General features: G+C 46.5%; 26 protein-coding genes and 1 riboswitch. Of the genes, 24 read left to right on the forward strand and 2 right to left on the reverse strand.

The window, feature by feature from the left end:
- Positions 1–305 precede the first annotated feature (305 nt).
- Together CA598_RS25635 and CA598_RS25640 are read left to right on the forward strand one after the other, a co-directional pair.
- Entirely contained in the window at positions 306–3,137 is a 2,832-nt protein-coding gene (locus tag CA598_RS25635; protein ID WP_094878349.1) for a glycoside hydrolase family 3 protein, read from the forward strand.
- Positions 3,138–3,175: 38 nt separating this feature from the next.
- Positions 3,176–3,592 (forward strand): HIT family protein, encoded by a 417-nt coding sequence (locus tag CA598_RS25640; protein ID WP_094874777.1) that lies wholly within the window; start codon positions 3,176–3,178, stop codon positions 3,590–3,592.
- 65 nt (positions 3,593–3,657) lie between these two features.
- On the opposite strand, the gene CA598_RS25645 is transcribed toward CA598_RS25640, so the two are convergent.
- Positions 3,658–3,993: a hypothetical protein gene (locus CA598_RS25645; RefSeq protein WP_094878350.1), complete on the reverse strand. Its 336-nt coding sequence runs from the start codon at positions 3,991–3,993 to the stop codon at positions 3,658–3,660.
- Between the two features lie 193 nt (positions 3,994–4,186).
- Positions 4,187–4,295, forward strand: a riboswitch (guanidine-I (ykkC/yxkD leader).
- Between the two features lie 86 nt (positions 4,296–4,381).
- Between CA598_RS25645 and CA598_RS25650 the strand changes: the two genes are divergently transcribed.
- The 8 genes from CA598_RS25650 to CA598_RS25685 all read left to right on the forward strand — a co-directional run bounded on the left by CA598_RS25650 (position 4,382) and on the right by CA598_RS25685 (position 11,961).
- Positions 4,382–4,729: a DMT family transporter gene (locus CA598_RS25650; protein ID WP_094878351.1), complete on the forward strand. Its 348-nt coding sequence runs from the start codon at positions 4,382–4,384 to the stop codon at positions 4,727–4,729.
- Complete coding sequence (locus CA598_RS25655) at positions 4,730–5,044, forward strand: DMT family transporter (RefSeq protein WP_042125359.1); 315 nt, start codon at positions 4,730–4,732, stop codon at positions 5,042–5,044. It begins immediately after the preceding gene.
- Positions 5,045–5,178: 134 nt separating this feature from the next.
- Positions 5,179–6,078 (forward strand): aldo/keto reductase, encoded by a 900-nt coding sequence (locus CA598_RS25660; RefSeq protein ID WP_280787466.1) that lies wholly within the window; start codon positions 5,179–5,181, stop codon positions 6,076–6,078.
- Between the two features lie 101 nt (positions 6,079–6,179).
- Positions 6,180–6,437: a hypothetical protein gene (locus CA598_RS25665; protein ID WP_094878352.1), complete on the forward strand. Its 258-nt coding sequence runs from the start codon at positions 6,180–6,182 to the stop codon at positions 6,435–6,437.
- 292 nt (positions 6,438–6,729) lie between these two features.
- A complete protein-coding gene (locus CA598_RS25670; RefSeq protein WP_094878353.1) occupies positions 6,730–8,199 on the forward strand; it encodes a PTS mannitol transporter subunit IIBC in 1,470 nt (489 codons plus the stop codon).
- Between the two features lie 96 nt (positions 8,200–8,295).
- On the forward strand, positions 8,296–10,362 hold the full coding sequence (locus tag CA598_RS25675) for a BglG family transcription antiterminator (RefSeq protein WP_094878354.1): 2,067 nt from the start codon (positions 8,296–8,298) through the stop codon (positions 10,360–10,362).
- 16 nt (positions 10,363–10,378) lie between these two features.
- Positions 10,379–10,813 (forward strand): PTS mannitol transporter subunit IIA, encoded by a 435-nt coding sequence (locus CA598_RS25680; protein WP_094878355.1) that lies wholly within the window; start codon positions 10,379–10,381, stop codon positions 10,811–10,813.
- On the forward strand, positions 10,813–11,961 hold the full coding sequence (locus CA598_RS25685) for a mannitol-1-phosphate 5-dehydrogenase (RefSeq protein WP_094878356.1): 1,149 nt from the start codon (positions 10,813–10,815) through the stop codon (positions 11,959–11,961). The genes CA598_RS25680 and CA598_RS25685 overlap by 1 nt, the downstream gene beginning before the upstream one ends.
- 55 nt (positions 11,962–12,016) lie before the next feature.
- On the opposite strand, the gene CA598_RS25690 is transcribed toward CA598_RS25685, so the two are convergent.
- Entirely contained in the window at positions 12,017–13,090 is a 1,074-nt protein-coding gene (locus tag CA598_RS25690) for a M42 family metallopeptidase (protein ID WP_042185952.1), read from the reverse strand.
- A gap of 547 nt (positions 13,091–13,637) precedes the next feature.
- Between CA598_RS25690 and spoVAC the strand changes: the two genes are divergently transcribed.
- The 14 genes from spoVAC to CA598_RS25760 all read left to right on the forward strand — a co-directional run bounded on the left by spoVAC (position 13,638) and on the right by CA598_RS25760 (position 25,592).
- Positions 13,638–14,141, forward strand: a complete 504-nt coding sequence (gene spoVAC, locus CA598_RS25695) for a stage V sporulation protein AC (protein ID WP_042185955.1) — start codon at positions 13,638–13,640, stop codon at positions 14,139–14,141.
- Positions 14,138–15,169, forward strand: a complete 1,032-nt coding sequence (spoVAD, locus tag CA598_RS25700; RefSeq protein ID WP_094874290.1) for a stage V sporulation protein AD — start codon at positions 14,138–14,140, stop codon at positions 15,167–15,169. Before spoVAC ends, spoVAD begins: the two co-directional genes overlap by 4 nt.
- 2 nt (positions 15,170–15,171) lie before the next feature.
- Positions 15,172–15,522, forward strand: a complete 351-nt coding sequence (gene spoVAE, locus CA598_RS25705; protein ID WP_036675923.1) for a stage V sporulation protein AE — start codon at positions 15,172–15,174, stop codon at positions 15,520–15,522.
- 191 nt (positions 15,523–15,713) lie between these two features.
- Positions 15,714–16,670: an AAA family ATPase gene (locus tag CA598_RS25710; RefSeq protein WP_076284318.1), complete on the forward strand. Its 957-nt coding sequence runs from the start codon at positions 15,714–15,716 to the stop codon at positions 16,668–16,670.
- 1 nt (position 16,671) lies between these two features.
- Positions 16,672–17,916, forward strand: a complete 1,245-nt coding sequence (locus CA598_RS25715; protein WP_094878357.1) for a DUF58 domain-containing protein — start codon at positions 16,672–16,674, stop codon at positions 17,914–17,916.
- 1 nt (position 17,917) lies between these two features.
- Entirely contained in the window at positions 17,918–20,155 is a 2,238-nt protein-coding gene (locus CA598_RS25720) for a DUF4129 domain-containing transglutaminase family protein (protein ID WP_094878358.1), read from the forward strand.
- A gap of 88 nt (positions 20,156–20,243) precedes the next feature.
- Entirely contained in the window at positions 20,244–20,765 is a 522-nt protein-coding gene (locus CA598_RS25725; RefSeq protein WP_094874299.1) for a YqeG family HAD IIIA-type phosphatase, read from the forward strand.
- Positions 20,766–20,767: 2 nt separating this feature from the next.
- Positions 20,768–21,895: a ribosome biogenesis GTPase YqeH gene (gene yqeH / locus CA598_RS25730; RefSeq protein ID WP_094878359.1), complete on the forward strand. Its 1,128-nt coding sequence runs from the start codon at positions 20,768–20,770 to the stop codon at positions 21,893–21,895.
- A gap of 16 nt (positions 21,896–21,911) precedes the next feature.
- Positions 21,912–22,787, forward strand: coding sequence for a shikimate dehydrogenase (aroE, locus tag CA598_RS25735; protein ID WP_256990039.1), 876 nt, complete (start codon positions 21,912–21,914; stop codon positions 22,785–22,787).
- Between the two features lie 57 nt (positions 22,788–22,844).
- Positions 22,845–23,138 carry a ribosome assembly RNA-binding protein YhbY gene (gene yhbY, locus CA598_RS25740; protein WP_042185967.1) on the forward strand — a complete coding sequence of 98 codons (294 nt, stop codon included), beginning with the start codon at positions 22,845–22,847 and terminating at the stop codon, positions 23,136–23,138.
- Between the two features lie 34 nt (positions 23,139–23,172).
- On the forward strand, positions 23,173–23,775 hold the full coding sequence (locus CA598_RS25745) for a nicotinate-nucleotide adenylyltransferase (protein WP_094874286.1): 603 nt from the start codon (positions 23,173–23,175) through the stop codon (positions 23,773–23,775).
- The gene (gene yqeK, locus CA598_RS25750; protein ID WP_094878360.1) at positions 23,747–24,325 is read left to right on the forward strand and encodes a bis(5'-nucleosyl)-tetraphosphatase (symmetrical) YqeK; all 579 of its coding nucleotides are present in this window, start codon (positions 23,747–23,749) and stop codon (positions 24,323–24,325) included. The genes CA598_RS25745 and yqeK overlap by 29 nt, the downstream gene beginning before the upstream one ends.
- Positions 24,322–24,669, forward strand: a complete 348-nt coding sequence (gene rsfS, locus CA598_RS25755; RefSeq protein ID WP_042185972.1) for a ribosome silencing factor — start codon at positions 24,322–24,324, stop codon at positions 24,667–24,669. The genes yqeK and rsfS overlap by 4 nt, the downstream gene beginning before the upstream one ends.
- Positions 24,666–25,592, forward strand: a complete 927-nt coding sequence (locus tag CA598_RS25760) for a CvfB family protein (protein WP_094878361.1) — start codon at positions 24,666–24,668, stop codon at positions 25,590–25,592. Before rsfS ends, CA598_RS25760 begins: the two co-directional genes overlap by 4 nt.
- The last annotated feature ends 32 nt before the right edge of the window (positions 25,593–25,624 follow it).

The raw sequence follows: 25,624 nt of genomic DNA on the forward strand, positions 1-25,624 counted from the left end.
AATCCCGTAGAATGGTGCGGTGGGGCGGAAAATGATCAAAAAAGGGGGAGAAATACCCCCGATCAGCCCTCTCCAATCCACCTGGCCCCGTTATCATCCGCATCTCACTTCACTTATGGATACGGGCGAGCGAAGCCCCCCATAAATCTCTAATTTTGACCTGATTTTCGCTTAGATTGTTAAGGTGTTACTTATCGAGCTAATCTTCTATGATTAGGTTGATAGACCAGATTTGTGTTAAACACAGATAACTACCTCGAGAACATATGAAACCGCTATCAACTTGAATCGAAGGAGCGATTTTGATGGAAACAGTGACATCTAAATATCCATTTCAACAGATTGATTTACCCTTAAATGACCGAGTGCAGGATTTGATCTCCAGATTAACGCTAGATGAAAAAGTAAGTCTGATCCCTCAGTATCAAGCGGCCATAGAGCGTTTAGGCGTTGGAGCGTATAAACACGGTACAGAAGCGGCACACGGAATCTCCTGGCTTGGAAAAGCGACCTCTTTTCCTCAGCCGAGCGGACTGGCTTGTACCTGGAACCCAGAGCTAATGAAGGAAATCGGCTCGGCCATTGGAGATGAAGCAAGAGCATTTTACAAAAAGAATCCAACGGTGAATGGCCTGACGTTATGGGCACCAACGGTGGATATGGAGCGTGACCCGCGGTGGGGTAGAACGGAAGAAGCTTACGGTGAAGATCCAGAATTAACTGGACAACTCAGTACATCTCTTGTTCAAGGAATCCAAGGCGATCACCCGGTGTATTTGAAAGCGGTCGCAACGCTTAAGCACTTCCTAGGGAACAACAACGAGATCGAACGAGGAAACTGTTCCGCCAGCATCGACCCGAGAAATATGCGCGAGTATTATCTGGAAGCATTTAAGCCTGCTTTTCAAGAAGGAGGCGCACAGTCCATGATGACCGCTTATAACTCGGTGAATGGCGTGCCTGTTATTCTTCACCCAGCAGTGATGGATGTTGTCAAAGGCGAATGGGACATGGACGGTTTTATCGTAAGCGATGCCGGCGATCTTTTTGGGATTGTGAAGGATCATAAGTATTATGAATCATTTGCACAGTCGATGGCTGAGTCTATCAAAAACGGAATTGACAGCGTAACAGAAGAAACCGAAGAGACGATCAAGGTTCTTCATGAAGCACTAGACCAAGGCCTACTAGCAGAGGAAGATTTGGATCGTGCGCTAACAAACACATTCAAAGTTCGTTTCCGTCTGGGAGAGTTTGACCCGGCTGAAGGGAACCCATACGCAGCAATCGACGATTCCGTTATTCTTAACAAAAAACATGCCGCACTGTCCATGGAAGCTGCCAAACAATCCATTGTGCTGCTGAAGAATGAGCAAGCTACTTTGCCATTGAATAAGACCGAATTAAACAAAGTGGCGATTATTGGTCCGCTTGGTGATGAAGCATTCAGAGACTGGTATTCCGGCACATTACCTTATGGAGTGACTCCGCTGCAGGGTGTTAGCAAAAAGCTGCCTGGTAAACACGTTAATTTTGAGAGTGGCGCAGATCAGATCATTCTTACCTCAGCCGCAAGCGGTCAAGCCATTGGAATTACGGGCGAGGACGGAAGGCTGGCTGTACAACATGTTATAGCAGAGCACGGAGAATTGTTCCAACATACCGCTTGGGGCTGGACTAGCAATACTCTGAAGGCGACTAGTCGTGGGCAATATGTAACTTTAAGCGAATCGGAGACTCTTACAGCATCTGCGGACGAAATTTACGGGTGGTTTGTAAAAGAATCCATTAACATCGTACCTGAAACCAAGGATACGGTATCTTTGCGGACTTGGAATGACAAACTGATCTCCGTAAATCCGGAGGATGGCACGCTGCAGGTTGCTGATCAGGATGCAAGTGCGGACGCTCGTCTTTTTAATAAGAACATCGTTACAAACGGACTGGACGCTGCGGTAGAAGCTGCCAAAGCAGCTGAAGTGGCAGTGGTTTTTGTCGGTAATCATCCGCTTCTTAACGGAAAAGAAGAAATCGACAGACCCGATATTGTGCTTCCAGAGGAGCAGGAGCGCCTGGTCAAAGCAGTCTATGAAGCGAATCCGAATACAGTGGTAGTTATTGTCGGCAGTTATCCGATTTCATCCACTTGGATTGACGAGAATATCCCGGCAGTTTTGTATACATCCCACAGTGGACAAGAGCTGGGCAATGCGGTTGCAGAAGTGTTGTTCGGAGATTACAGTCCTTCCGGCAAACTGAATATGACTTGGTTCCGTTCTGTGGAGCAGCTGCCTGAGCTGATGGATTATGATATTATCAAAGGTAAACGAACCTATATGTACTTTGACGGTAAGCCATTGTATCCTTTTGGTCACGGCCTAAGTTATGCTGAAGTGAATTACAAGAATCTAAATTTGAACACAAAGGAGCTGCAGCAAGAAGATAGGCTTAAACTTTCCGTTCAAGTGGATAATACTGGAGCAGTCGATGGGGATGAGGTTGTTCAGTTATATGTGCAGGCTTTGAATTCCCGGGTTAAACGTCCGATTAAACAGTTGAAAGGCTTTGAAAAAGTGAGTATCGCCGCAGGTCAATCGCGTACAATAGAGTTTGTTCTACCAGTCTCCGAGCTGGCATTCTGGGATGTCACACGTGAGCAATATTGCGTCGAAAATGGAGAATACACGATTCTGATTGGTCGTTCTTCTGCTGATATTAAATTATCTTCAGTAGTAACGGTGAAAGGGGACATCATTCCTTCCCGGAATTTATATAACAACACCAAAGCAGAGAACTATGATGACTACGAAGGTGTATATCTGGACGAATGCAAAGCAGGCGGGGCTTCGGTATATCCGGTAAAAGAGGGCGCTTGGATCGCTTTTAATGACGTATTGTTCGATCATGGAGCAGTAGCAATTGAAGCTCTGGTCTCCTCCGCAAAAGGTGGTAGCATTGAGATCAGAACCGGAAGCGCAGCTGGGAAACTGGCTGGAACCGTGACCGTCCCTTCTGGTGGAGTTCTGCAACAGTGGAGCACATTGAAAGGCGAAGTATCCGTGGAGACAGGTACTAGCGATGTTTATGTAGTTTTTAACGGCGAGGTGCTTCTCAGCCGGTTTGAATTTAAACAATAATAGAGATGACCTTTGATTATGGGATGGAGTGTGCACATATGGAGTGCTTGGGATGTCGGATTGCTAACGGAATTGAGTCTAACGTAAAGGTAGTATATGAGAATGAATTTATTACTTGTGTGCTAGATATCGCTCCGTTTAATGAAGGGCATACTTTGATCCTTCCTAAAAAGCATTACTGGGATCTCGAAGAAATCGACTCAGAGACTTCCTATGCGATAATGGACGGGGCGAAGAGGCTGTCAGTTGTTCTGAAGACTTTGTTCGAACCAGATGGCATAAGCATTTGCCAAAATGGCGGAAAGTTTAACGATTTGACCCACTATCATATGCACATCATCCCTAGATACGAAGGCGATGGATTTGTTTGGAGTGAACCACTACACCCGCACGGTGCTGAGAAGTTTTTGAGTCAGACGCAAAGAAAGATTCTTGACGTATTAAAGGAGGACTAAACATAAAAAGGGCATTCCTGAAGCAATATCAGGAATGCCCTTTCCTTTTGTTATAGAGTAACACTCTAATCACATCCGCCACCGCCACCAGCATCTCCGCCACCAGCATCTCCGCCACCGAAATCTCCCCCGCTGCTGTGCCCGCTATCTCCGCCCCAGCTATGACCGCTGTCATGCCCAGAATGGTGATGGGAGCCACCCCCGTGATGGTGTTGATTAGAATGATTCGAATTATTTGGATCCAGCAGATCTGGATGGCTAGCTGCCATAAAAGACATGCTGGCGGCATCATCACGTCTATTTCCCTCAAATCTATTGCTGTTCGAGCTTGAACCATTACGAACTACGGATTGTATGATTATAAATACAATAACTCCAATAAACAGTATCCCAAAGACCATTAGATCGCCCTCCTAGTTGTTCATTATAAGCTATATTCTCTTAAATTGTACCATAATATTGAATAAATGGATTTAAGAAAAAATCAATGCTTATCTTCAACCTCTCTTTATAGTTGCTATGAGTTTGTTCTTTTTTATATAGAAAGGGTTGATTTTATCACCCCGATTTGCTACCATACGATGTAACTTAATAGTTATTGTTTTCTAGGGTTCCGCAGCTGGTGCACAGCTGGTCTGGTCCGAGGGAAAACGCACGAACAGCATCGTTCGTGTTTACACGGAGGGATAAAAGCCCGGGAGGTATCGTTATAAATGACGATGACCTTCCGGGCTTATTTGTTTGTTTCGTGGGCAATTATAAAGTTAGTGAATTGAAGGAGGGCTTGGAATGAAGAACAACAATTCAGAGTGGTTAAAGGTAGTTGGTGCAGCTGTTTTCGAGGTCATGTGGGTCATTGGCTTAAAACATGCCTCCACGATGTGGGAGTGGCTGATAACTGTGGTAGCTATAATAATAAGCTTCTATGTGATGATTTCAGCGAGTACCAAATTGCCGGTCGGTACAGTATACTCCGTGTTTGTTGGTCTAGGAACTGCAGGTACAGTAGTTGCGGACATGGTTTTATTCGGAGAACCGTTCAAGTTGATGAAGCTTGTTCTAGTGGTTATTTTGCTGGCAGGCGTTATAGGATTGAAAATGGTGACCAAAGAAGCCGAAGTAAAGGGGGAGTCTTAAATGGCATGGGTATTTCTGGTCGTTGCTGGTTTATTTGAAATGTTTGGAGTAGCTATGATTAATAGGTTGAATAAACACCGGAATTTCTTGTCATTCGCGCTGCTCTTTCTTGGTTTCGGAGCAAGTTTTCTGTTTCTGTCTTTAGCTATGAAGAGTCTGCCGATGGGAACAGCATATGCGGTATGGACGGGGATCGGCGCATCCGGCGGAGCGATTCTGGGGATGATATTGTATGGAGAGGCCAAAGACTGGCGCCGGATCGTCTGTATTATTATGATTCTGGGGGCCGCTGTGGGACTAAAGCTGATAGCTTAGTTTAGTATTCATTCTTTACTTTTTCTCTTCAAAAGAGCGATTAGTTATAAATTGGACACGATTCAGATGTTTAGAAAGGTTCTTATAGGTCGTATAAAGTAAGTATACAATACTTCAATAAGGGGATTTTTAATATGACTAAGGATTCAATCGAACATTTGGCTGAAATCACAAAAATGAACCAATCTAACCGCATACTGCTTCCAGATGGAACGTCACTTCCTAGAATTGGGCAGGGAACTTGGAATATGGGTGACGACCATTCCCGTAGGGAGGAAGAGATTGCTGCCCTTCGATTAGGCGTGGAACTAGGCATGGATTTAATAGATACGGCTGAGATGTATGGGGAAGGACGCTCGGAGCTTTTAGTGGGTGAGGCTATCCAAGGCATTCGGGATCAAGTTTTCTTGGTGTCAAAAGTCTATCCACATAATGCCGGTAGTGAGCGCCTTATCCGCAGCTGTGAAGAAAGCTTGAAACGCTTGAATACGGATCATCTGGATCTTTATTTGCTGCATTGGCGGGGGGATATCCCACTAGAAGAGACTGTTGTAGGAATGGAGAAACTGGTCTCTCAAGGAAAAATAGCAAGATGGGGTGTATCCAATTTCGATATCGACGATATGAAAGAGCTGCTTGGTATTGAAGGGGGAACTCATTGTGCAACCAATCAGATTCTATATCATCTAGGGTCCAGAGGAATTGAAACTGAACTGCTGCCATGGCAGAGAAGTCACAAGATCCCGGTAATGGCTTACTCACCGCTTGCTCAAGCAGGTTCACTCCGAAAAGGAGTGGTCGAGAGTGAAGTCGTTCAGGAAATCGCCCGTGTTCATAACGTAACACCACTTCAGATTATGTTAGCTTGGACGATTCGCGAAGAGGATATCATTACGATTCCAAAAGCATCTTCTCGTGAACATGTCATTGAGAATGCCTCTGCAGGTTTAATTACGCTAAGTGAAGAAGAAAGATGGAAGCTTGATGAAGCCTTCCCAATACCATCTTGGAAAGTTCCGCTGGATATAATTTAAGATCAGATTAGCCAAAAAAGCTCACCGAAAAGGTGGGCTTTTTTAGTTGTGATAAATCCAATGTAGGCTGTGATCATACGGATATTGGAGGGTCTAAGAGAATGGTGCTTGTTATAATGATGAGCCTGTGGATGGCAGGGGAGCTGATCAGGAACGGAAGTCTTGCGAACATTCGCAGGCTTCCGTTTTTTCTTGGGTCTGAACCCTTGTACATGGCTGGTAAGGTAAATAAGCTGCTTTTTGGAAAAGGGTGCGGATGGGCAATCGGAGTGGATGGCATCCGGAGCAGGTTTGGTTTAGAGGTACGAGGGAGTTGGAAAGATGAGGGATTAGCGTGCAACGCAAGGTTTATTTCATAGATATAAGTCTCACTGGTCAGAATAACGAAACAGGTTCTTCTGGAGGTGTTGAACCGCCAAAGCAAATAAATCCAAACCATCCTTATTTTCCGAGTCGGATCAAAAGCTAGTTGGCTTCTGTATGGGCTGTGGCAGGAACTCTTAAATGTTGTCAACAATGATCATGCCGAAACCGTGTTTTCAATTTGATGACAAAGAAAGCGTTTTAATTTAGGATGTGACCATAAGGGATAACCTTTAATGCATTTAAGTAAAGAAGGGTCCCATTCAATAATTAAAGGGGGCATTTTAAATGGCCACAACAGCAACACAGAAAAGTTCATCCGGTGGTGTACGGGTGAAAGTTCAACAATTCGGCCGTATGCTAAGCGGAATGGTGATGCCGAACATCGGCGCATTTATCGCTTGGGGGTTAATTACGGCATTATTTATTCCTACAGGCTGGTTTCCTGTTGAAAGCTTGGCGAAATTAGTAGGTCCAATGATTACTTACCTGCTGCCACTCCTGATCGGTTATACCGGTGGACAGATGATACATGGTAAACGCGGAGGTGTAATCGGGGCTATAGTGACGATGGGCGTTATTGTCGGCTCGGACATTCCAATGTTCCTCGGCGCAATGATCGTGGGCCCCTTATCCGGTTGGGTACTGAAGCAATTCGACCGTGCAGTTGATGGCAAAATCAAAGCCGGCTTCGAAATGCTGGTTAACAATTTCTCACTTGGTATTATAGGGGGTCTTCTGACTCTCGGGGCATACAAAGGAGTCGGACCCCTTGTACAAGGTCTAACCAATTTGCTATCCGATGGTGTGCAGTTCCTGGTTAACCATAGCCTGCTGCCACTCGTTAACATCATTATTGAGCCAGCCAAGATCTTGTTCCTCAACAATGCGATTAACCACGGAATACTGAGTCCAATTGCGGCAGAGGAATCTGCGAGAATAGGTAAATCTATCCTGTTCATGCTGGAATCTAACCCTGGTCCAGGTCTGGGTATCCTGCTTGCTTACTGGCTCTTTGGACGCGGATCGGCAAAATCGTCTGCTCCTGGCGCCGTAATCATTCACTTCCTGGGTGGGATTCACGAGATTTACTTCCCGTACATCTTAATGAATCCTCGCTTGATCCTGGCTGTTATCGGTGGTGGTGTTACAGGTACATTTACGTTCCAATTGCTTGGTGCAGGGCTTACAGCCTCACCTTCTCCTGGTAGTATCTTCGCCTACATCGCAATGACGCCAAAAGGTGGATTCTTCCCGATGTTCGCAGGTGTAATCGTTGCAACTGTTGTATCTTTCCTGATTGCTTCGCTGCTACTGAAAACTAGCCGTAAGAATAACGAAGATGAGGATGATCTGGAAGAAGCAGCAGCTAAAGTGAGAGAAATGAAATCTGCAGGTACTGTCGCTCAATCAGCAGTTACTGTGAATCATGCAATAACTCCTGGAATTGCTGCGAATGTAGCTGGGAATGTCCGCAACAAAGCTGACGTCAATAAAATCGTCTTCGCTTGTGATGCAGGAATGGGTTCTAGTGCCATGGGCGCGTCTGTACTAAGGAAGAAACTGCAGAGCGCAGGGGTGAACATTACCGTCGTTAACTCCGCAGTCAGCGAGATTCCGTCTGACGCAGACATTGTAGTGACCCAGAAGACTCTGACCGACCGGGCGATTGCCAGCAACCCTAACGCAGAGCACATCTCTATTGATAACTTCCTAAAGAGCCCGAAATATGATGAGCTTGTGGAACGTTTGAAGTAAAGAGAGTGGGTGAACGATAATTTATATTTGTTATCAAAAAGGAGACGCTGGCCCCCAAGCCAGCGTTTGTCTCCATATAAGGCGAGGGTTCCCCACATGAGGAAAATAACCGCCAGGCAGCGTCAAATGATCTCGCTGCTTTTAGAGGCAAACGAAGAGATCACGGCCGCAGAGATTGCGGGAAGTACTGGAGTCAGCGTCAGAACCGTGCACCGGGAAATGGAAGACATCGAAAAGGTCTTGCAGGATTTTGGACTGGATCTCATCAGAAAGTCGGGAAAAGGTATTCAATTGAGTGGCTCGGAGAGCGGGCTGACAGAGCTTCGCCTATTTCTGCTGGAAGAGAAGCCGGTAGAATATTCGGGCGAGGACCGTAAGGTGTATGAGCTATGTTCCCTGCTTGAAGCGGAGGAGCCGGTGAAGCTGTTTGCCCTGGCTCATTCCTTAAAAGTTACCGTGGCAACCGTCAGCTATGACCTTGACGAACTGGAGCCGTGGGTCCGTAAATTCGGCCTGCAGCTGGTGCGCAGAAGAGGGTACGGTGTTGAAATAACCGGAGGCGAGATGGATAAGCGCCGGGCCATTGGCCGATTAGCCGCCGAGCATCTGGATCAGTCTGATCTGGTGGGGCACAATCTGCAGGGTGAGGGGAATCCGGTCTTCAAGATGTTGTTGTCAACGGTGGGAAAAAGCAATCTGATGGATGTTGAGAATACCCTGTGGGACATGGAATGGAATTGGACGGCTGAACTGCCGGAGATTGTCTACATGGAGCTGCTGCTCGGATTATCTGTTGCTGTACGCAGGCTGGAACTCGGAAGGGGCATCAGCAATGCCGAAGAAGCTGGTTATTCACGGCTGTCGGATCACTGCAATATTGCAGATGCAGAGGATTTTGTAAGGCGACTGGGAGAGACGCTGGCGTTTCAATTTCATAGGACAGAAATTCTATATATCGCAGGCTTGTTTGACTTGGCGCAGGACTCCTTTTCCTCCGCGGGCTACGCTTACGGCGACATTGAACTGATGGAGATCGTTTACCGGCTGACGGAAAGTGTCATCAAGCGGACCGGAATTCCATTTCAGACCGACCGTTCTTTACGGGAAGGGCTGCTAGAGCATATTGATCCGGCGCTAAAACGGATTCGTGAAGGCACAAGGATTCGTAATCCCCTGCTCGTTCCTATTCGCAGGGATTATGAATATCTGTTTACTATAGTTCGGGCGGCAGTGGAGGATATACAGCTGGAGCTGGAGATTCCGGATGAAGAGATCGGGTTTCTGGTCATGCATTTTGGTGCATCTGTGGAAAGGCTAAATCAGCTCAGGCGCAATGTGCGGGCGATTCTGGTGTGCGCCAGTGGACTTAGCTCCTCCCGGCTGCTGGCTACAAGGCTTACGAAAGAGATGCCGCAGATCGAAATTCTCAGGAATATTTCCTGGTATGAGGCAGCCCGCCTGCCGCAGGAAGATTATGATCTGATCATCTCAACCATTGATCTTCCGTTGGATAAAGACCGCTATATCAAAATCAGCCCCCTGCTGACCGGGGAAGAAATAGAGAAATTACTGAATTACATCCAGAATACTACGTTGAAGGAACGAAATACACCTACCGCTGGTGAGCCGGACCCTACGGTTCGTGAGGAAGCGTCTTTGGACCGCCTGAAGAGCTATAAAGGAATTCTGGATGAGATAGTCAGATTGTTGGAACGTTTTCAGTTCCATCCGCTGGATAATAGCGGAATGAGCCTTTCCCGGACACTCGCCGCGATGCTGGATCTGCTGAACGGCAGCGGAGTCGTCGGGGATGCCGAGATTCTTCTGGAGCGTCTGCTGGAGCGAGAAAGAATGGCCAGCCAGGTAATCCCGGATACCGGACTGGCGCTTTTTCATACAAGGAGCAGCCATGTTCTGATGTCTTCCATAACGTTATACCGGCTCCGGGAGCCTGTTTTACTGGGAGGAGATACCGAAGTCAGGGTTATTCTGTTGATGCTCGCCCCGCGCAAACTTTCTAAGGAAAGCCTGGAAGTGCTTAGTGAGATCAGCGCCCTGCTGCTAAATTCAGAGCTTGTAAGACTGCTTGAAGAACGGTCGGAGCTGGAAATTCGAGGCTATTTGTCGTCGGAGTTGCTACGTTTTTTTGAAAATAAAATGTGAAAGCGAGAGAAACCATATGAGTATACTGTCAGAGAATAAAGTAATTATGAATGGTGCCGCAAAAGATAAATATGAAGCGATCACTATGGCTGGCCAGCTGCTGGTAGATGCAGGACATGTAACGGAGGAATATATTCCCAAAATGCTAGAGCGGGAAGAGGTAGTCTCCACATACATGGGTGAAGGCTTGGCCATTCCGCACGGGACCAAGGATGCCCGGCCTTTTATCCAATCTACAGGATTGTCCATCGTCCGGTTTCCGGATGGTGTGGATTTTGGAGGGGAGGAGCCTGCGTTTGTGGTAATCGGAATTGCGGCTGCAGGAGACGGACACATGGAAATATTGACTAATGTGGCGATGATCTTTAGCGAAGATAATGCGATCGAACGGGTGATGAGTGCGGGGACACCTGCGGATGTCATTGCCATCTTCGAAGGAGGAGTTGAGTAATGAAAGCAGTCCATTTTGGTGCGGGAAATATCGGCCGCGGATTTATTGGTCTGCTGCTGTCAAAGGCAGGGTATGAAGTATGCTTCGTGGATGTGAATGAAGCGTTCGTCTCCCAGCTTAAGGAGCGTGGTGAATACCCGGTAACGCTGGCCAGCGAAGGCCAGGAGACGGTTACCGTTACAAATGTGACAGCACTTAGCAGTATAACTCATGCCGAAGAAGTAGCTGCTGCCATTGCTGAAGCAGATCTCGTTACGACAGCTGTTGGCGTGTCAATTCTGAAGCATATCGCCGGAGTACTTGCCGAGGGCATCGGCAGACGAGTGGCGGTTTCCTCGACACCTCTGCATGTGATTGCCTGTGAGAACGCCATTGGCGGGAGCGCTCAGCTCAAAGATCTTGTGTACGCACAATTGGATGAAGCAGCCCGCGGAAAAGCTGATGCTTCTGTAGCATTTCCTAATGCAGCAGTGGACCGGATTGTGCCACTGCAGCAGCATGAGGATATTCTCAAAGTTGTGGTAGAGCCATTCTATGAATGGGTTGTGGATGCATCGCAAATGCTTCCGGGCTATACCCCTGTTGAAGGGATTCACTACGTAGATAATCTGGAACCTTATATCGAGCGCAAGCTGTTTACAGTAAATACCGGACACTGCTCTGCAGCTTATCTTGGCTACCTTCGTGGCTATGAGACCATTCAGCAAGCCATGGGCGATGAGGAATTGACAGCGCGCGTCCGGGAAGTTCTAGAAGAAACCGGAGCAGTGCTGGTGAATAAACACGGCTTTGATCAAGCGGAGCACAGCAAATATATCGATAAAATCCTCGAACGCTTCCGCAATCCGGCGTTGACAGATGAAGTCTCCCGGGTTGGCCGCTCGCCAATCCGCAAGCTGTCGCCGAACGACAGGCTCGTATCCCCGGCACTTCAGGCTTATGACCGGGAACTGAGCTATTCGGCTCTAACCCGTTCCATGGCGACAGCGCTGCTGTTTGACGTGAAGGATGATCCAGAGGCCGTAGAGCTACAGGCATCCATTGCTGACATCGGAGTTCCGGCAACCGTTACGAAGTATACAGGCATTGCCTCAGGTCATCCGGTGCATCAGTCGGTTATGGCAGAATATGAGCAATTGAAATTATGAAATGCAAAAGAACCACAGGGGCAGAAATAGCCACTGTGGTTCTTTTGCTATACCTTTAGCTGTTCTCAATAATTGTCTGTAGTGTAGTCCGGTCAAGGCCTTCTACCAGTTTGATCAGAAGCTCTTTAGCAGCATCGTAGTCATCACTGTGAATCACTGATGAAGCGGTGTGTATGTAGCGGGAGCATATTCCGATTACTGCGGAAGGAACGCCAATTCCACTAACATGAACCTGACCTGCATCTGTTCCGCCTTGGGATACAAAATACTGATATTTGATCCGGTGGGTATCCGCTGTATCTTGTACATATTCAATCAGACCGCGATGTGTAACCATCGTAGGATCAAAAATACGCAAGAGAGCTCCTTTGCCCAGATGGCCAAATGCCTGACTATCACCCGTCATATCGGCAGCAGCGCTCGCGTCCAGACCGAAGAAGATGTCTGGTGACAGGAGATTAGCCGCAGTACGCGCGCCCCGAAGACCTACTTCCTCTTGTACAGTGGCACCAGCGAAAACGGTATTTGGCAGCTTTTTACCGTGCAATGCTTTAACTAGTTCAATGGCGAGACCTACGCCGTAACGGTTATCCCAAGCTTTCGCCAAGATTTTTTTCGGATTAGCAAGGGGAGTGAATGGACAAATCGGCAGAACCTGTTGGCCTGGTCTAACGCCAAAGCTTTCTGCTTCTTCGCGGCTGTCTGCACCGATATCAATATACATTTTGCTGATTTCACCAGTCTTACCACGTTCTTCATTGCTTAGCAAATGGATAGGCGTACTGCCAACAACTCCGGTCAGCGTTCCTTTAGGTGTAATGATATGTAGGCGCTGGGATGCAACAGCAGAGGCAAGCCAGCCGCCAAGTGGTTGAAAACGGATCATTCCGGTGTTAGTAATTCCGGTTACCATGAAACCTACTTCGTCAAAATGCCCGGCGACCATAATCTTTGGCCCGTTCTCTTCGCCCCGCAATACGCCGAACAAACTACCGAGACGATCCTGTACGAACTCTTCAGTATAAGGAGTCATAGCATCCTTGACGTAAGCGCGGAGTTCGCGTTCAAATCCTGGGGCTGAGGGAAATTCGGTAAGTGTTTTGAACATGTCCAATGTTTCTTGATTCATATGAATTCACTCCTTTATTAAAATATAAGAACACATTTATACATCATTCTTATATTTCTACGAGAAACGGATGTTATCCATAATGGATCACATCGTTATTTCTTCCTGCAACCTAGTATGAACATTCTGGGCTCACTTGTCCATGACAAGAGACAATGAACACCGGGCACGAGCTCCACGAATACTATGCATTAGAGGCTTTGGTGGCAGGAGCCTTAGAGAGGATGCGAAGATGAATGAGGGTAGCGGGTAGCGTACCCCCAAGAAGGGTGCAGGGAGGATTATCGAGTAGGGGCCTACAAGGAAACGGAACACGCAGACGTTACTGGCGCCACAATCCAAGGGAAAGAGAAGCAGTACTTATTTTTGTGCTCTTTTTATTGCTGATTGTTGTGTTACTGTATTTTTCCTGAACTGGAGGGACATAACGAAGCGGAGGATGGCAAACAATAAGGAAAACTTCTAAGCGAAGAACAACTTAAGGGGCTTAAAGTGAGTACTATGATGCTTGTCAGCCCCCTTCGCCTAACTTTCAGGAGGTGCCTCAATGCCGGCGAAAACTAAGAAATCGGGTGTCAAGCTGAAGCTTGACACCCTGACTCCACAAGATTATGAGAAATTGTCCAAGCCTTTTGTTCCTGCTAGGCCCGTATTCAAAAACTGCATACGAGCGTTTATTGCTGGCGGCATAATCTGTGTTATTGGACAAGGGATTCAGGAGGCTTTTATGGCAATCTTCGATATGACCTCCAAAGAAGCTGCCAGTCCGACAGTCGCGGTGATGATCCTACTCTCTGTAATTCTGACCAGCTTTGGCGTGTACGACAAAATGGCGCAATGGGCTGGTGCAGGAACTGCAGTTCCTGTGACCGGGTTTGCAAACAGTATGTGCTCTGCAGCTCTGGAGCACCGCGCTGAGGGGCTTGTACTTGGTGTAGGCGGCAATATGTTTAAGCTTGCGGGTTCGGTCATCGTATTTGGTGCCGTCGCTGCTTTCATAATTGGTATCGTCTATATCTTTTTGGGCACAGGAGGTGCACACCATACATGAAACAGCTTGGTAGTCAGACATGGGAGTTCACGAACCGTCCCGTTATTTTAGGCTCTTCCGCAGTAGTTGGACCGGAAGAGGGAGAAGGTCCTTTAGCTTCAGACTTTGATTTTATATTTGATACGCTGGAAATGGATGAGAAGACATGGGAGAAGGCCGAGCGCGCTCTGTTCGAGAAGGCTTCCCATCTGGCTCTGATTAATGCGAATATCGATAAACAAAAGCTGGAGTTTTTTGTCGGCGGAGATTTGATGAACCAGATTATCAGCAGCTCTTTTGCGGCCAGAAAATTGGGTGTGCCTTACCTCGGAGTCTTTGGTGCTTGCTCAACCTCTATGGAGAGCCTTGCGATTGCCTCAATGATCGTTGATTCTGGTGGCGGTAAGTATGCGCTGGCGGGAACATCCAGCCATAACTGTACAGTAGAGAAGCAGTTTCGTTATCCAACGGAATATGGTTCACAGAAACCCCCAACGGCGCAATATACAGTAACAGGCTCAGGCTGTGCTGTAGTGGGACAGAATGACGGCTCTGGTAGCCATCCAGTCGTGGTGTCAGCCACATTAGGACGTATTATGGATCTTGGTTTGACAGATCCTTTTAATATGGGGACGGCTATGGCACCTGCGGCCGCGGATACAATCACTGCCCATTTTCGGGATACAGGTCTATCGCCCGGGCACTATGATTTAATTGTTACTGGCGACCTGGCATCCGTGGGGTTACCTATAGCCAAAACCCTGTTGGCCAAAGAGGGAATTCCTATGGAGCAAACTACTTTTAATGATTGTGGTCTGCTTATCTACGACTTGGAGAAACAGAAATATGTGATCGCTGGTGGAAGTGGCTGCGGGTGCTCAGCAGTTGTAACCTATGGTCATATCCTTAAGCGGTTAAAAAAAGGTGAACTTAAACGGGTGCTCATAGTGGCAACGGGCGCACTTTTATCGCCTTTGTCTTATCAGCAGGGAGAGAGTATTCCATGTGTTGCTCATGCCGTATCCATAGAGAGCGGAGGTCAAGCATAATGATGATTTACTTATGGGCTTTTCTGATTGGAGGAGCCATTTGCGTTATAGGGCAGCTGATGTTCGATGTATTGAAGCTGACACCTGCACATACGATGAGTACCCTAGTTGTAGCCGGAGCGATTGCTGATGCTTTTGGTATCTACGATCCACTTGTGAAATTTGCGGGTGCTGGAGCAACCATTCCAATCACAAGCTTTGGGAACTCCTTGGTTCATGGGGCATTAACGGAGCTGGAGCGGGATGGCTGGATCGGTGTAGTTACGGGTATTTTTGATATTACAAGTGCGGGCATCTCGTCAGCTATTGTGTTCTCCTTTTTGGCAGCTTTAGTTGTACGGCCGAAGGGGTAAAGTTGATGCTGCATGAAAAGGTTGTCGTCAGAAAAAGACGGCAGCCTTTTTTTGTTATTTTAAAATTGTAGGATGTTTCATCTTATGGTTTTTTTTGTATCCTCACTTCGTGATCTTCAACAATGTACTTTGGGTCCCCTAATCATGTAAAATATAAATAATACTGCTTATTCTGGCTAGGAGGATCATATATGCCCGTACGACAAGAATCGATGCACACTATGAATGCTGTACGCACTAATTTGGAATCCTGCATACTTGGAAAATCATTTGAAATACAATTACTGTTAACCGCTCTGCTTGCTGGTGGTCATGTATTGATCGAGGATGTACCGGGAACAGGGAAAACCCAGCTGATACGAGCACTTTCAAGATCAATGTCGGGTGAATATCGCCGGATTCAGTGTAATCCAGATATACTCCCGAGTGATATTACAGGTGTATCTGTCTATCACCCTAGGGATGAGATGTTTCATTTCCGGCCTGGTCCGGTGATGACGAATATTTTGCTAGCCGATGAAATTAACCGTGCTACTACGAAGACACAATCCGCACTTCTGGAAGTGATGGAGGAACGAAACGTTACCGTAGATGGTGAGACGTATCCACTTCCTCATCCTTTCATGTTATGCGCTACCCAGAATCCGATAGACTTTGAGGGAACCTATACTCTGCCAGAAGCCCAATTAGATCGATTCATGCTGAGAATTAGCCTTGGATATCCTGATGCAGCGACGGAGAAGAATTTATTGCTGAGCCATCAGGAAGGCCAACCGGTGGACAGGCTTTCGCCAGTAACAAGCATGGAACAAATTGCAGGAATTCAGGAAGAGATCCGCGACATCTTCATGAGCGATCCCGTGCTGAATTACTTGTTAGATATTGTGCGGCAGACAAGAGAACATCCACTGGTAATGCTGGGTGCAAGTCCACGTGCCTCACTATCCTTTATGATGGCTTGTAAAGCTTATGCCTTTTTGCAAGGCCGAGATTACGTTCTGCCTGATGATGTGAAGATCCTTACTCCATTTGCCTTGGGACATCGTATATTGCTGCGTCCAGAGTCGCGACTAGATAATATTAGCGTGGAATCTTTGCTTCAAAAGCTTCTGCAGAGCATCCATGTGCCTGTTACGATGAGGCAATGATATGAGACGTTATTTGTCGTCGGTTGCAGCCATCATTCAGCCATCTAAGCTTGCAAGCATCCTTGTAATTTGGAGTATTACACTCTTATATGTACTTTTTCAGGGCGGGAAAACTGCATTTATGTTGTTTATCATGGTCTCTGTACTTATTGCATATTTGATTGCTGGAGGTTTAGGAGGCGTTCGGCGAGCTAAGGGCACTCGCAGTCTTTATTCTGAACAAGACAAGGGGGATTTGCTCTCTGCCGGAGGACATCTTCGTGTAACACTAAAGATTACAATCCCCGGGATTTTGCCCTTGCCTTACGTTGTTGTAAGGGAGGTTCTTAAGCGGCATAATGGAGAATCGTGGGTATTTGAGGAAAGTGTAGTCCCAAGCCTCAGAGGCATTGGGGAACTAAAGTTTCAGACACCAGCCTTAGAGCGTGGAACTTACACATTCTCTAATACAGATATTATCAGCCAAGATATATTTGGGCTTGTCGAGCATAAGGGAACATTTTTATCGGAAGGACAATTTCAGGTTTTGCCTCGTGCGATCTACGTTCCGCGCTGGCAGTTATATGAGAGAAAATCTCGGCTATCCGGGCCGCAGGCTTCCGTTGTTCAATCTCGGCGTGAAACCACACAGATTAATGGCGTACGTGACTATGTATATGGTGATCGCTTGACGCGAATTCACTGGAACGCAACTGCTAAGACAGGCTCTTGGAAATCCAAAGAGTTTGAGCATGAGTCGATTCCCAAAACCATTCTAGTCCTTGACGGAAGCACATCAGCTTATATGAATACGAATCAATTCGAATTAGCAGTTTCGGTGACGGCATCACTCCTCGGCTTCGGCATTCGGGAGAGAATTGGAATTGGTCTCTGTTGTTTGGATAAGTCGACGAAGGTGTTCGCACCTGTTGAAGGTGCTGCTGAGCGTCAGAAGATGATTCAATATTTAATCGATCTAAACGCTGAGGGGCGCGGTCCGCTTATCTCCCGATTGGAAAAAGGATATCGTATGTTTCCTAAAGGCTCTTACTTTGTGTTAATTAGTCCACAGCGTGGACAGCCTGTACTTGATGCCCTACGTTGGGCTGACAGCAGAGGAATGACTGCTTCTCACATTCATGTGCGAAATTCCGCAGAGATAAGTAGAGGTAACGATTGGATAGACGTCCTTAGATCTCGTGGAATAACCGGCTATGGTATTAGCTCGCTTCAAGAGCTTCCCTCAGTGTTAGGAGGGGAAGGTTGATATGAGAACCTGGTGGAATCAGATAAAATTCTCCTGGCACCGTTCCGTCGGCCTGTTATGGCTATTGATTATTGCACAGCAGTGGATTTCTTATACGGAACCCATCTGGCTTAATCAAACCACTGCTTCTGTATGGGCTGCCCTGTTAACGATTACCATCATTGAGATTTTTATTCCTGTTAAAGTTCAATTCAGACTGATTATAGAAGCAGCAGCTATTATCTATATCGTTTATCGCAACATTACTAATTATGGAATTTATGTTCCAGATCCATGGGCTACAACCCTTCTTGATAAGCTTCAGGATATTAGTGTGTATATGGTGCCGTATATCTGGTTTGCTCTTGGTGCCTCTGCCTTGTTGTTGCTATCGTCTTGGTGGGTATCCTCGAAGAAACGTATCTTATGGTTTATAGGAATGAACATTGTAGCGCTGGCTGCGCTTGATTCCTTTACATCTATTGTTTTGTGGCAGGAAGTGGCTTGGACGGTATTTGCGGGTATGGGCTGGCTTGTCAGCCAGCACCTAAGAAGTTTTCAGTTACATTATCCGCGTGGATGGGTACATTTGCTGGAATATCCCTCGAAAATAGTCATGAATATCGCAATCGTCTTCTCTCTGGTTATTTTAATCGGTGTAAATATGCCGGATGTAAGGCCTACTTTGAAGGATCCTTATACGGCGTGGCAAGAGTGGAATGGAATTGGAAAATCTTCTGGTAAGAGCACAACTGGAACAACAAACTCCAATACGGGTTCAGGTTCCTCTGTTAACAATACTTCGTCAGGCTATAGTCTGAATGATGACAACCTGGGCGGGGGCTTTAACTTCGATTATACCCCGGTGATGACAGTGGTTTCAGATTTACGTATTTATATGCGAGGAGAAACACGCAGAGTCTATTCTGGAAGTGGATGGTCGGATAAGGATCGATTGAAGCGAGGACCTTTAGAAGAGGTGGAGACGGGGAAATCCTTGGAGCAAAATGCGGCTTCTAAGGTCACTACCCGCACATTGAAACAGACGGTTAAAGTGCTTAACAATAATGAATTTCCGGTGTTATTCGGTGCTTATTCTGTAACTTCGGTGGATTCATTGAATGGCGAGGCAGCTGGGAAGGGTCTTTTCTGGAGAGATCGTGATAGTGAGCTTCTATGGGATATAGACGGGAAGAAACTCGACTATCCTTCGACCTTTGAGCTGACTTCTGAAGTTCCGGTCATTCCTGTTCAGGAATTGACAGCAAAGACCTATAAGGAACTATACAAAGGGAATGATCTGGAGGAAAGCTTTCTTCAGCTGCCTGATGACTTCCCTCAACGGGTTAAAGATCTGGCCGAGGAAATTACAGCACAAGGAACAACACCGTATGAAAAAACAGCACTTTTGCAACAATACTTACAACAAACCTTTCCATATACCAACAAGCCGGATATAACACGTGTTTCAAGTGAGGATTTTGTAGATGGTTTTTTGTTCGAGCTGAAGGAAGGTTACTGTGATTATTATTCTACGGCATTAGTCACTATGGCACGTTCCCTAAACATCCCTGCAAGATGGGTTAAGGGTTATGCACCTGGAGAACAGGCGGAATTGCCTATGAATTTGGCGCAGCAGGTAGGTGCCGCAAATAATAATTACACGATTACCAATGCAGATGCCCATTCCTGGGCAGAGGTCTATTTTGGTGAGTATGGTTGGATTCCTGTTGAAGCTACACCAGGGTTTAATACTCCTCTCCTGACTAAGAATGAGCAAATACCTGAGACAGATCCGGAAGATCAAGATGAAATGGCAGAACCAACACCTGCACCTGTGACTAATGCACAAGCAGATCAAGGCTTCCATGTGGGTTTATGGGTAGTTTTGGCAGCAGTGGTTGTATTATTATCCTGGACTATTTTTAAAGTTTGGCATATTCGATTTAAGTTGCGCTTCTTCGTTCAACAGATGCGAATGGGCCGACCTTTAACGCCTGATCAGAAAGTTGTGGCTGAAACTGAGCGTTGGGTAAGGTATTTGCATCGTAAGGGAATGATGAAGGAAGAGCATGAAACATTGCGTGAAGCCGTAGTCCGCTGGAGTCAGGAACGACCTGCTGTGGCCAATCATCTTTCTTCACTGCTAACGATGTTTGAACAAGCAAAGTATAGCCCTGATGTTATTGAAGACAAAGACTGGCAGAGCGTGTATACTGAAGCTTTGCGGCTGCGGAGAACGATAAGATCCAAGAAATAGCGTTTAGGCAGTAAATCATTGCTATAGATTTATTTGCGTAGCGCATGGAGTATGTTATAGTTTTTTGTATGAAATCGAGGTGAACGTATTGTTTGAAATGTTAGTTCCCAAACTCCGGGTGAATACGGTATTCGATATTTCTCTAGAAGAGCTGTATCGACAGGGATACCGTGGAATCATTACGGATCTGGATAACACACTGGTCGGTGCCAAAGCGCCTGTGGCTACTCCGGAGCTGTTGTTGTGGTTTGAGAAGGTGAAGGAAGTGGGCTTTAAGCTCATCATCGTATCCAATAACAACATGGACCGGGTGTCACGCTTTGCTACACCGCTTAATATTGAATTTGTGCATCAGGCTCGGAAACCGAGTAATGCTCCTTTTCTCAAAGCGATGAAGCAGATGGAGTTACCACCGGAGCAAACGATTGTGGTGGGCGACCAAATGCTTACAGATGTATACGGCGGCAATCGGCTTGGCCTGTATACCGTATTGGTGCTGCCAATCTCCGTGAAGGATGAAGGGTTCGGCACAAGATTTAATCGTCGGGTAGAGCGAGTGGCTCTGACACGGCTTCGTAAAAAAGGATTGTGGCACGAGGAGGAAAAATAGTAATGAACGAACAAAGTGAAACACAGCGTCCTGAGAAGTGTAGCGGTTGTGGTATCAAGCTTCAGATGGAGCATAAGGATCAACCAGGATACCTTCCGGAAGTCGCACTAGACCGGGACCCTGTGATTTGCCAACGCTGTTTCCGGATTAAGAATTATAACGAGGCTTCATCTGTTTCTGTGAACCAGGATGAATTTCTTCGCTTGCTGAGTGGAGTAGGGGAGAAGAATGCACTTGTTATTCATATTGTTGACATTTTCGATTTTGAAGGCAGTTTGATTTCCGGTCTTCAGCGGTTTGTCGGTAATAACCCAGTTATTCTTGCAGTGAATAAATGTGATCTGCTACCTAAGGTTACGAACTGGAATAAACTGCGTAACTGGATGCAACAACGCTGTAAAGAAGAAGGATTGCGGACAGCTGAAATCGTACTTTGTAGTGCGAAACGTAATCAAGGCTTTGATCGTTTACTGGAAGCCGTAACAGAGCTGCGTGGTGGGCGTGATGTTTATGTAGTCGGTGCAACGAATGTAGGGAAATCTACGCTTATCAATCGTCTGATTTCGGACTACAGCGATTTGGAACAGGAGTTAACCACTTCACGTTACCCTGGTACTACACTTGATACGGTCAAAATCCCACTAGATGATGGCCACTATATTATTGATACACCAGGGATCGTGTATCCATGGCGTTATAGTGAACTAGTTGAGCGTCAGGATCTGGATGCAGTTATGCCAGCCAATCCGTTGAAGCCTGCCGTCTATCAGTTGAATGAAGGACAGACGTTATTTTTCGGTGGACTGGGACGTTTTGATTTCGTGCAAGGTCCGCATCAATCGTTCACTTGCTTTATTAGTGGTACTTTAAAAATCCATCGCACCAAACTGGAACGTGCAGATTCCCTTTATGCGGACCATCGTGGTGAAATGTTGTCTCCTCCAGGAAGTGACCGGATGGACAAGCTGCCACCATGGCAACGGCATGAGTTCCGAATTAATAAAGGCAGTCGGAGCGATCTATATATTTCAGGTTTGGGCTGGATTAAGGTCAATGGGACAGAAGGCGCAGTCGTGGCTATCCATGTTCCGCGTGGTGTGAAGGTGCTTACCCGCCCTTCGATGATCTAACGGGGAGGCTATTACAGTGTCTTTGATAACTGCAACCGAGGGCTACAATACCGGGAATATTTTACTGGGCGTAATGGGAGATCCTATTATACAATCAAAATCGCCTATTATGCATGAAGCAGCACTCCAAGCATTGGGAATTCCGGGTGCTTACGTGCCGCTTCATATCCTTCCAGACAATCTGGAGAATGCGGTGCAAGCGATTCGCACCCTTGGATTCCGTGGGGTAAATGTGACGATTCCGCATAAGGTTGCGGTGATGGCTTATGTAGATCTATTAGATGAAAGTGCGGTAGCCGTTGGTGCAGTCAATACGATTGTTAACAATAACGGAATACTCACCGGATATAATACGGATGGAATCGGTTATGTACGTTCGCTTAAAGCGGAAGCTATTTCTGATTTGTCAGGTACGAAGATTATGGTGATTGGAGCGGGCGGCGCAGCAAGAGGAATTGTTGCCGCACTGCTTCAGGAGAAGCCTTCGTCTATCCTTATCGCTAATCGCAGTGTTGATAAGGCACAGGACTTGGCTGCAGAGTGCCAGAGCAAAGGGAATGTGATCGGGATTAGCATGAACGAAGTAGCGGAAATGCTAGATGGTATTGATGTACTGATCAATACAACTTCCGTAGGCATGTATCCTCACATGGATGAGACACCTATAGATCCTGAACTGCTTCGTGCAGGGATGGTCATAAGTGATCTGATTTATAATCCACTGCGCACTCGTCTATTGTTAGAAGGACTTGAACGGGGTTGTACGATTCATGGAGGCCTCGGGATGTTTGTCTATCAGGGGGCTTATGCACTGGAGTATTGGACAGGACAGCCTGCGCCTACGGAAATCATGCGAAAGACCATACTCAATTGTCTGGGTGGAAAAGAATAAGAAATGGATTCATCAATTTAGGGTAATAATATATGTTAATTAAGGAGTTATTCATTTATGTTAACTGGTAAACAAACACGGTATCTTCGTTCATTGGCGCATCACCTCGATCCTATTTTCCAAGTGGGCAAAGGTGGAGTAAACGATCACCTCGTACGCCACATTGAAGAAGCTATTGAGAAGCGTGAGCTTATGAAGATTAGTATACTGAGCAACAATATTGAGAATCCCAAGGAGATCGGTGCTGCGCTGGCTGAACAATCGGGTTCTGAGCTTGTACAAGTGATCGGAAAGACCATTGTATTGTACAAAGAATCGCGTGACAACAAAACCATTGAGCTGCCCCGCTAATACCTGAAAGCATACTACCGAGGAGGTCGTCCTCTTGAAAGTTGGAATTATGGGAGGTACCTTTGATCCTCTTCATATTGGACATATGATGGCAGCGGAAGCAGCCAGAGAAACTTATGGACTTCAAGAAGTATGGTTTATGCCTTCGCATATTCCGCCTCATAAACATGAGGCGGGGGTATCTGGAGCAGATCGGCTGGCAATGGTGGAGGAAGCGATACACAATCATGAAGCTTTTCGCACATTAGATTGGGAAGTTGTCAGAGGTGGCGTTTCCTATACGTATGAGACCATAAGACGGCTGCAAGAGACGTATCCGCATTTCGATCTTTATTTCATTATCGGAGCGGATATGGTCCAGTATTTACCGAAATGGAACGAGATTGAAGAGCTTGTGCAGCGGCTTACATTTATCGGCGTAGGTCGTCCGGGGACACCTCTTGATCTAGACGTTTTGCCAACCTATATAGCAGAGAAGGTACTGCTAGCAGATATGCCTCTGGTTGATATTTCGTCAACGATGTTAAGAGAACGGGCTGCAACTGGCAAATCCATACGTTATATGGTACCTGAGGCAGTGTTCGAATATGTTCAAAGGAGTGGATTGTATGGCATACAGCCGCGAAGCTCTGATTGAGGCGGTCTCGACACAAATGCCTGCTAAGCGCTGGAAGCATACACTGGGCGTCATGCAGTCATCCATTCAACTAGCGGAGCAATATGGCGCTGATCCTGAGCGTGCGGAGACAGCGGCAATTCTGCATGATGTGGCCAAGTATTGGCCTGTGGAGAGAATGAAGGAGATTATCGAGCAGAATCATCTGAACTTGAATCTTCTGAAGCATGACAAACAGCTGTGGCATTCGGAAGTAGGTGCCTTTGTAGCAGAGAAAGATTATGGGATCACAGATCCAGATATTCTTAATGCAATCCGTTTTCACACCTCAGGTCGTGAAGATATGAGTTTACTTGAGAAAATTGTCTGTCTCGCCGACTATATCGAGCCTGGCCGCGATTTTCCAGGGGTTGATAAGATACGTAAGCTGGCAAAAGTAAGTTTGGAAGAAGGACTAGTCGCTGGATTTGATTCTACGATTAGTTTACTACTGGAAAAACGCCGAGTGATCTTTCCGTTAACGGTACTGGCGCGTAATGATTTAGTTAGAATATTGGAGGATAAAATATGAGTGTACAACCAAGCAAGCTGTTAGAACTGGCCCTTAAGGCTGTGGAAGATAAAAAAGCAATGAACGTAGTGGCATTAGATCTGCGTACTGTTTCACCGATTAGTGATTACTTTGTTGTCTGTCACGGTAATTCGGATACTCAAGTTCAGTCCATCGCTACCGAAGTCCGTAAAGTGGTCCATGAAGCAGGCGGCGTAATTAAGGGGATCGAAGGAATGGATTCAGCACGTTGGGTGCTGATGGATCTTGGAGATGTTATTGTTCATATTTTCCACCGCGATGAACGTGAATACTACAATATCGAGCGTCTGTGGTCGGATGCGAAGGTAGTGGAGACTGTATGAGCCTGATTGCAGGAACTACAGTTACACTTAATGTAGTAAGAGAGGTATCCCCATACGGATTTTTCCTGAACGCAGGAGATCAGGATGTTATGCTGCATTATACGGAGCTTACCGAGAAGGTTAAGACAGGCGATAAAGTTGAAGTCTTTATCTTCTTCGATACCGAGGATCGTCTAGCGGCAACAATGAAGAAACCGTTTCTAACATTGGGCGAAATGGCCTTATTGGAAGTGGCTGATATCCATCCGCGTCTAGGCTGCTTCTTGGAAATGGGTCTCGGACGGCAGCTGCTGCTGCCCATTCGCGAGCTTCCGGAGCTTCCAGAGCTGCGGCCTCAGATCGGCGACTATGTGTATGCGATTATGGAGCATGATAAACAGGGACGTCTTCGTGCTAAACTAGCCGGAGAACAGGAACTAGCTCCGTTAGCTCTTCCTGCGCCTGAATCCTGGATGGGACAGACTGTGACAGCCCGGGTCTACAAACCGCTGCAGATGGGGACTTTTGTTCTTGTAGATGCTGGGGTTTTAGGCTTTGGTATTATCGGTATGGTCCATTCCTCTGAACGGAGTCGTCTACTACGTCTTGGAGAGCAGTTCGAAGCACGTGTCTCCCATATTCGCGAGGATGGTCGGGTTAACCTTTCTATGGGGCTCCGTAAAGAAGTAGGCATGGATGTTGACTCTGCCACGATTTTAGAATTCTTGCATGCCCGTCCGGGTGGAGCGATGCCTTATTCGGATGCAACACCACCGGATATTATCAAGCAGCGCTTCGGAATTAGTAAATCAGCCTTTAAGCGTGCGCTTGGAAAGCTGATGAAGGAAGGCCATATTACCCAAAAAGAGAATTGGACGTATCTTGCTCCTAAGGAAGAGGAAGATTCAACCGAGGGAAATGAAGGTACAACTGAAACTGAATAATTAAAATATAAGAAAGTATAAGTTTCACACTA

It is taken from the genome of Paenibacillus sp. VTT E-133291 (genome assembly GCF_002264395.1).
GTDB classification, from domain to species: Bacteria; Bacillota; Bacilli; order Paenibacillales; family Paenibacillaceae; genus Paenibacillus_AQ; species Paenibacillus_AQ nitricinens.

What these genes read in the sequence shown, in the direction of transcription:
- CA598_RS25680 (WP_094878355.1), top strand. Translation starts at nt 10,379, where the DNA reads ATGAGTATACTGTCAGAGAATAAAGTAATTATGAATGGTGCCGCAAAA.
- CA598_RS25760 (WP_094878361.1), top strand. Translation starts at nt 24,666, where the DNA reads ATGAGCCTGATTGCAGGAACTACAGTTACACTTAATGTAGTAAGAGAG.
- CA598_RS25670 (WP_094878353.1), top strand. Translation starts at nt 6,730, where the DNA reads ATGGCCACAACAGCAACACAGAAAAGTTCATCCGGTGGTGTACGGGTG.
- CA598_RS25665 (WP_094878352.1), top strand. Translation starts at nt 6,180, where the DNA reads ATGGTGCTTGTTATAATGATGAGCCTGTGGATGGCAGGGGAGCTGATC.
- CA598_RS25650 (WP_094878351.1), top strand. Translation starts at nt 4,382, where the DNA reads ATGAAGAACAACAATTCAGAGTGGTTAAAGGTAGTTGGTGCAGCTGTT.
- CA598_RS25685 (WP_094878356.1), top strand. Translation starts at nt 10,813, where the DNA reads ATGAAAGCAGTCCATTTTGGTGCGGGAAATATCGGCCGCGGATTTATT.
- CA598_RS25635 (WP_094878349.1), top strand. Translation starts at nt 306, where the DNA reads ATGGAAACAGTGACATCTAAATATCCATTTCAACAGATTGATTTACCC.
- yqeK (WP_094878360.1), top strand. Translation starts at nt 23,747, where the DNA reads ATGGCATACAGCCGCGAAGCTCTGATTGAGGCGGTCTCGACACAAATG.
- yqeH (WP_094878359.1), top strand. Translation starts at nt 20,768, where the DNA reads ATGAACGAACAAAGTGAAACACAGCGTCCTGAGAAGTGTAGCGGTTGT.
- rsfS (WP_042185972.1), top strand. Translation starts at nt 24,322, where the DNA reads ATGAGTGTACAACCAAGCAAGCTGTTAGAACTGGCCCTTAAGGCTGTG.
- CA598_RS25645 (WP_094878350.1), bottom strand. Translation starts at nt 3,993, where the DNA reads ATGGTCTTTGGGATACTGTTTATTGGAGTTATTGTATTTATAATCATA.
- CA598_RS25710 (WP_076284318.1), top strand. Translation starts at nt 15,714, where the DNA reads ATGCCCGTACGACAAGAATCGATGCACACTATGAATGCTGTACGCACT.
- CA598_RS25715 (WP_094878357.1), top strand. Translation starts at nt 16,672, where the DNA reads ATGAGACGTTATTTGTCGTCGGTTGCAGCCATCATTCAGCCATCTAAG.
- CA598_RS25655 (WP_042125359.1), top strand. Translation starts at nt 4,730, where the DNA reads ATGGCATGGGTATTTCTGGTCGTTGCTGGTTTATTTGAAATGTTTGGA.
- CA598_RS25675 (WP_094878354.1), top strand. Translation starts at nt 8,296, where the DNA reads ATGAGGAAAATAACCGCCAGGCAGCGTCAAATGATCTCGCTGCTTTTA.
- spoVAE (WP_036675923.1), top strand. Translation starts at nt 15,172, where the DNA reads ATGATTTACTTATGGGCTTTTCTGATTGGAGGAGCCATTTGCGTTATA.
- yhbY (WP_042185967.1), top strand. Translation starts at nt 22,845, where the DNA reads ATGTTAACTGGTAAACAAACACGGTATCTTCGTTCATTGGCGCATCAC.
- spoVAC (WP_042185955.1), top strand. Translation starts at nt 13,638, where the DNA reads ATGCCGGCGAAAACTAAGAAATCGGGTGTCAAGCTGAAGCTTGACACC.
- CA598_RS25720 (WP_094878358.1), top strand. Translation starts at nt 17,918, where the DNA reads ATGAGAACCTGGTGGAATCAGATAAAATTCTCCTGGCACCGTTCCGTC.
- CA598_RS25640 (WP_094874777.1), top strand. Translation starts at nt 3,176, where the DNA reads ATGGAGTGCTTGGGATGTCGGATTGCTAACGGAATTGAGTCTAACGTA.
- CA598_RS25690 (WP_042185952.1), bottom strand. Translation starts at nt 13,090, where the DNA reads ATGAATCAAGAAACATTGGACATGTTCAAAACACTTACCGAATTTCCC.
- spoVAD (WP_094874290.1), top strand. Translation starts at nt 14,138, where the DNA reads ATGAAACAGCTTGGTAGTCAGACATGGGAGTTCACGAACCGTCCCGTT.
- CA598_RS25660 (WP_280787466.1), top strand. Translation starts at nt 5,179, where the DNA reads ATGACTAAGGATTCAATCGAACATTTGGCTGAAATCACAAAAATGAAC.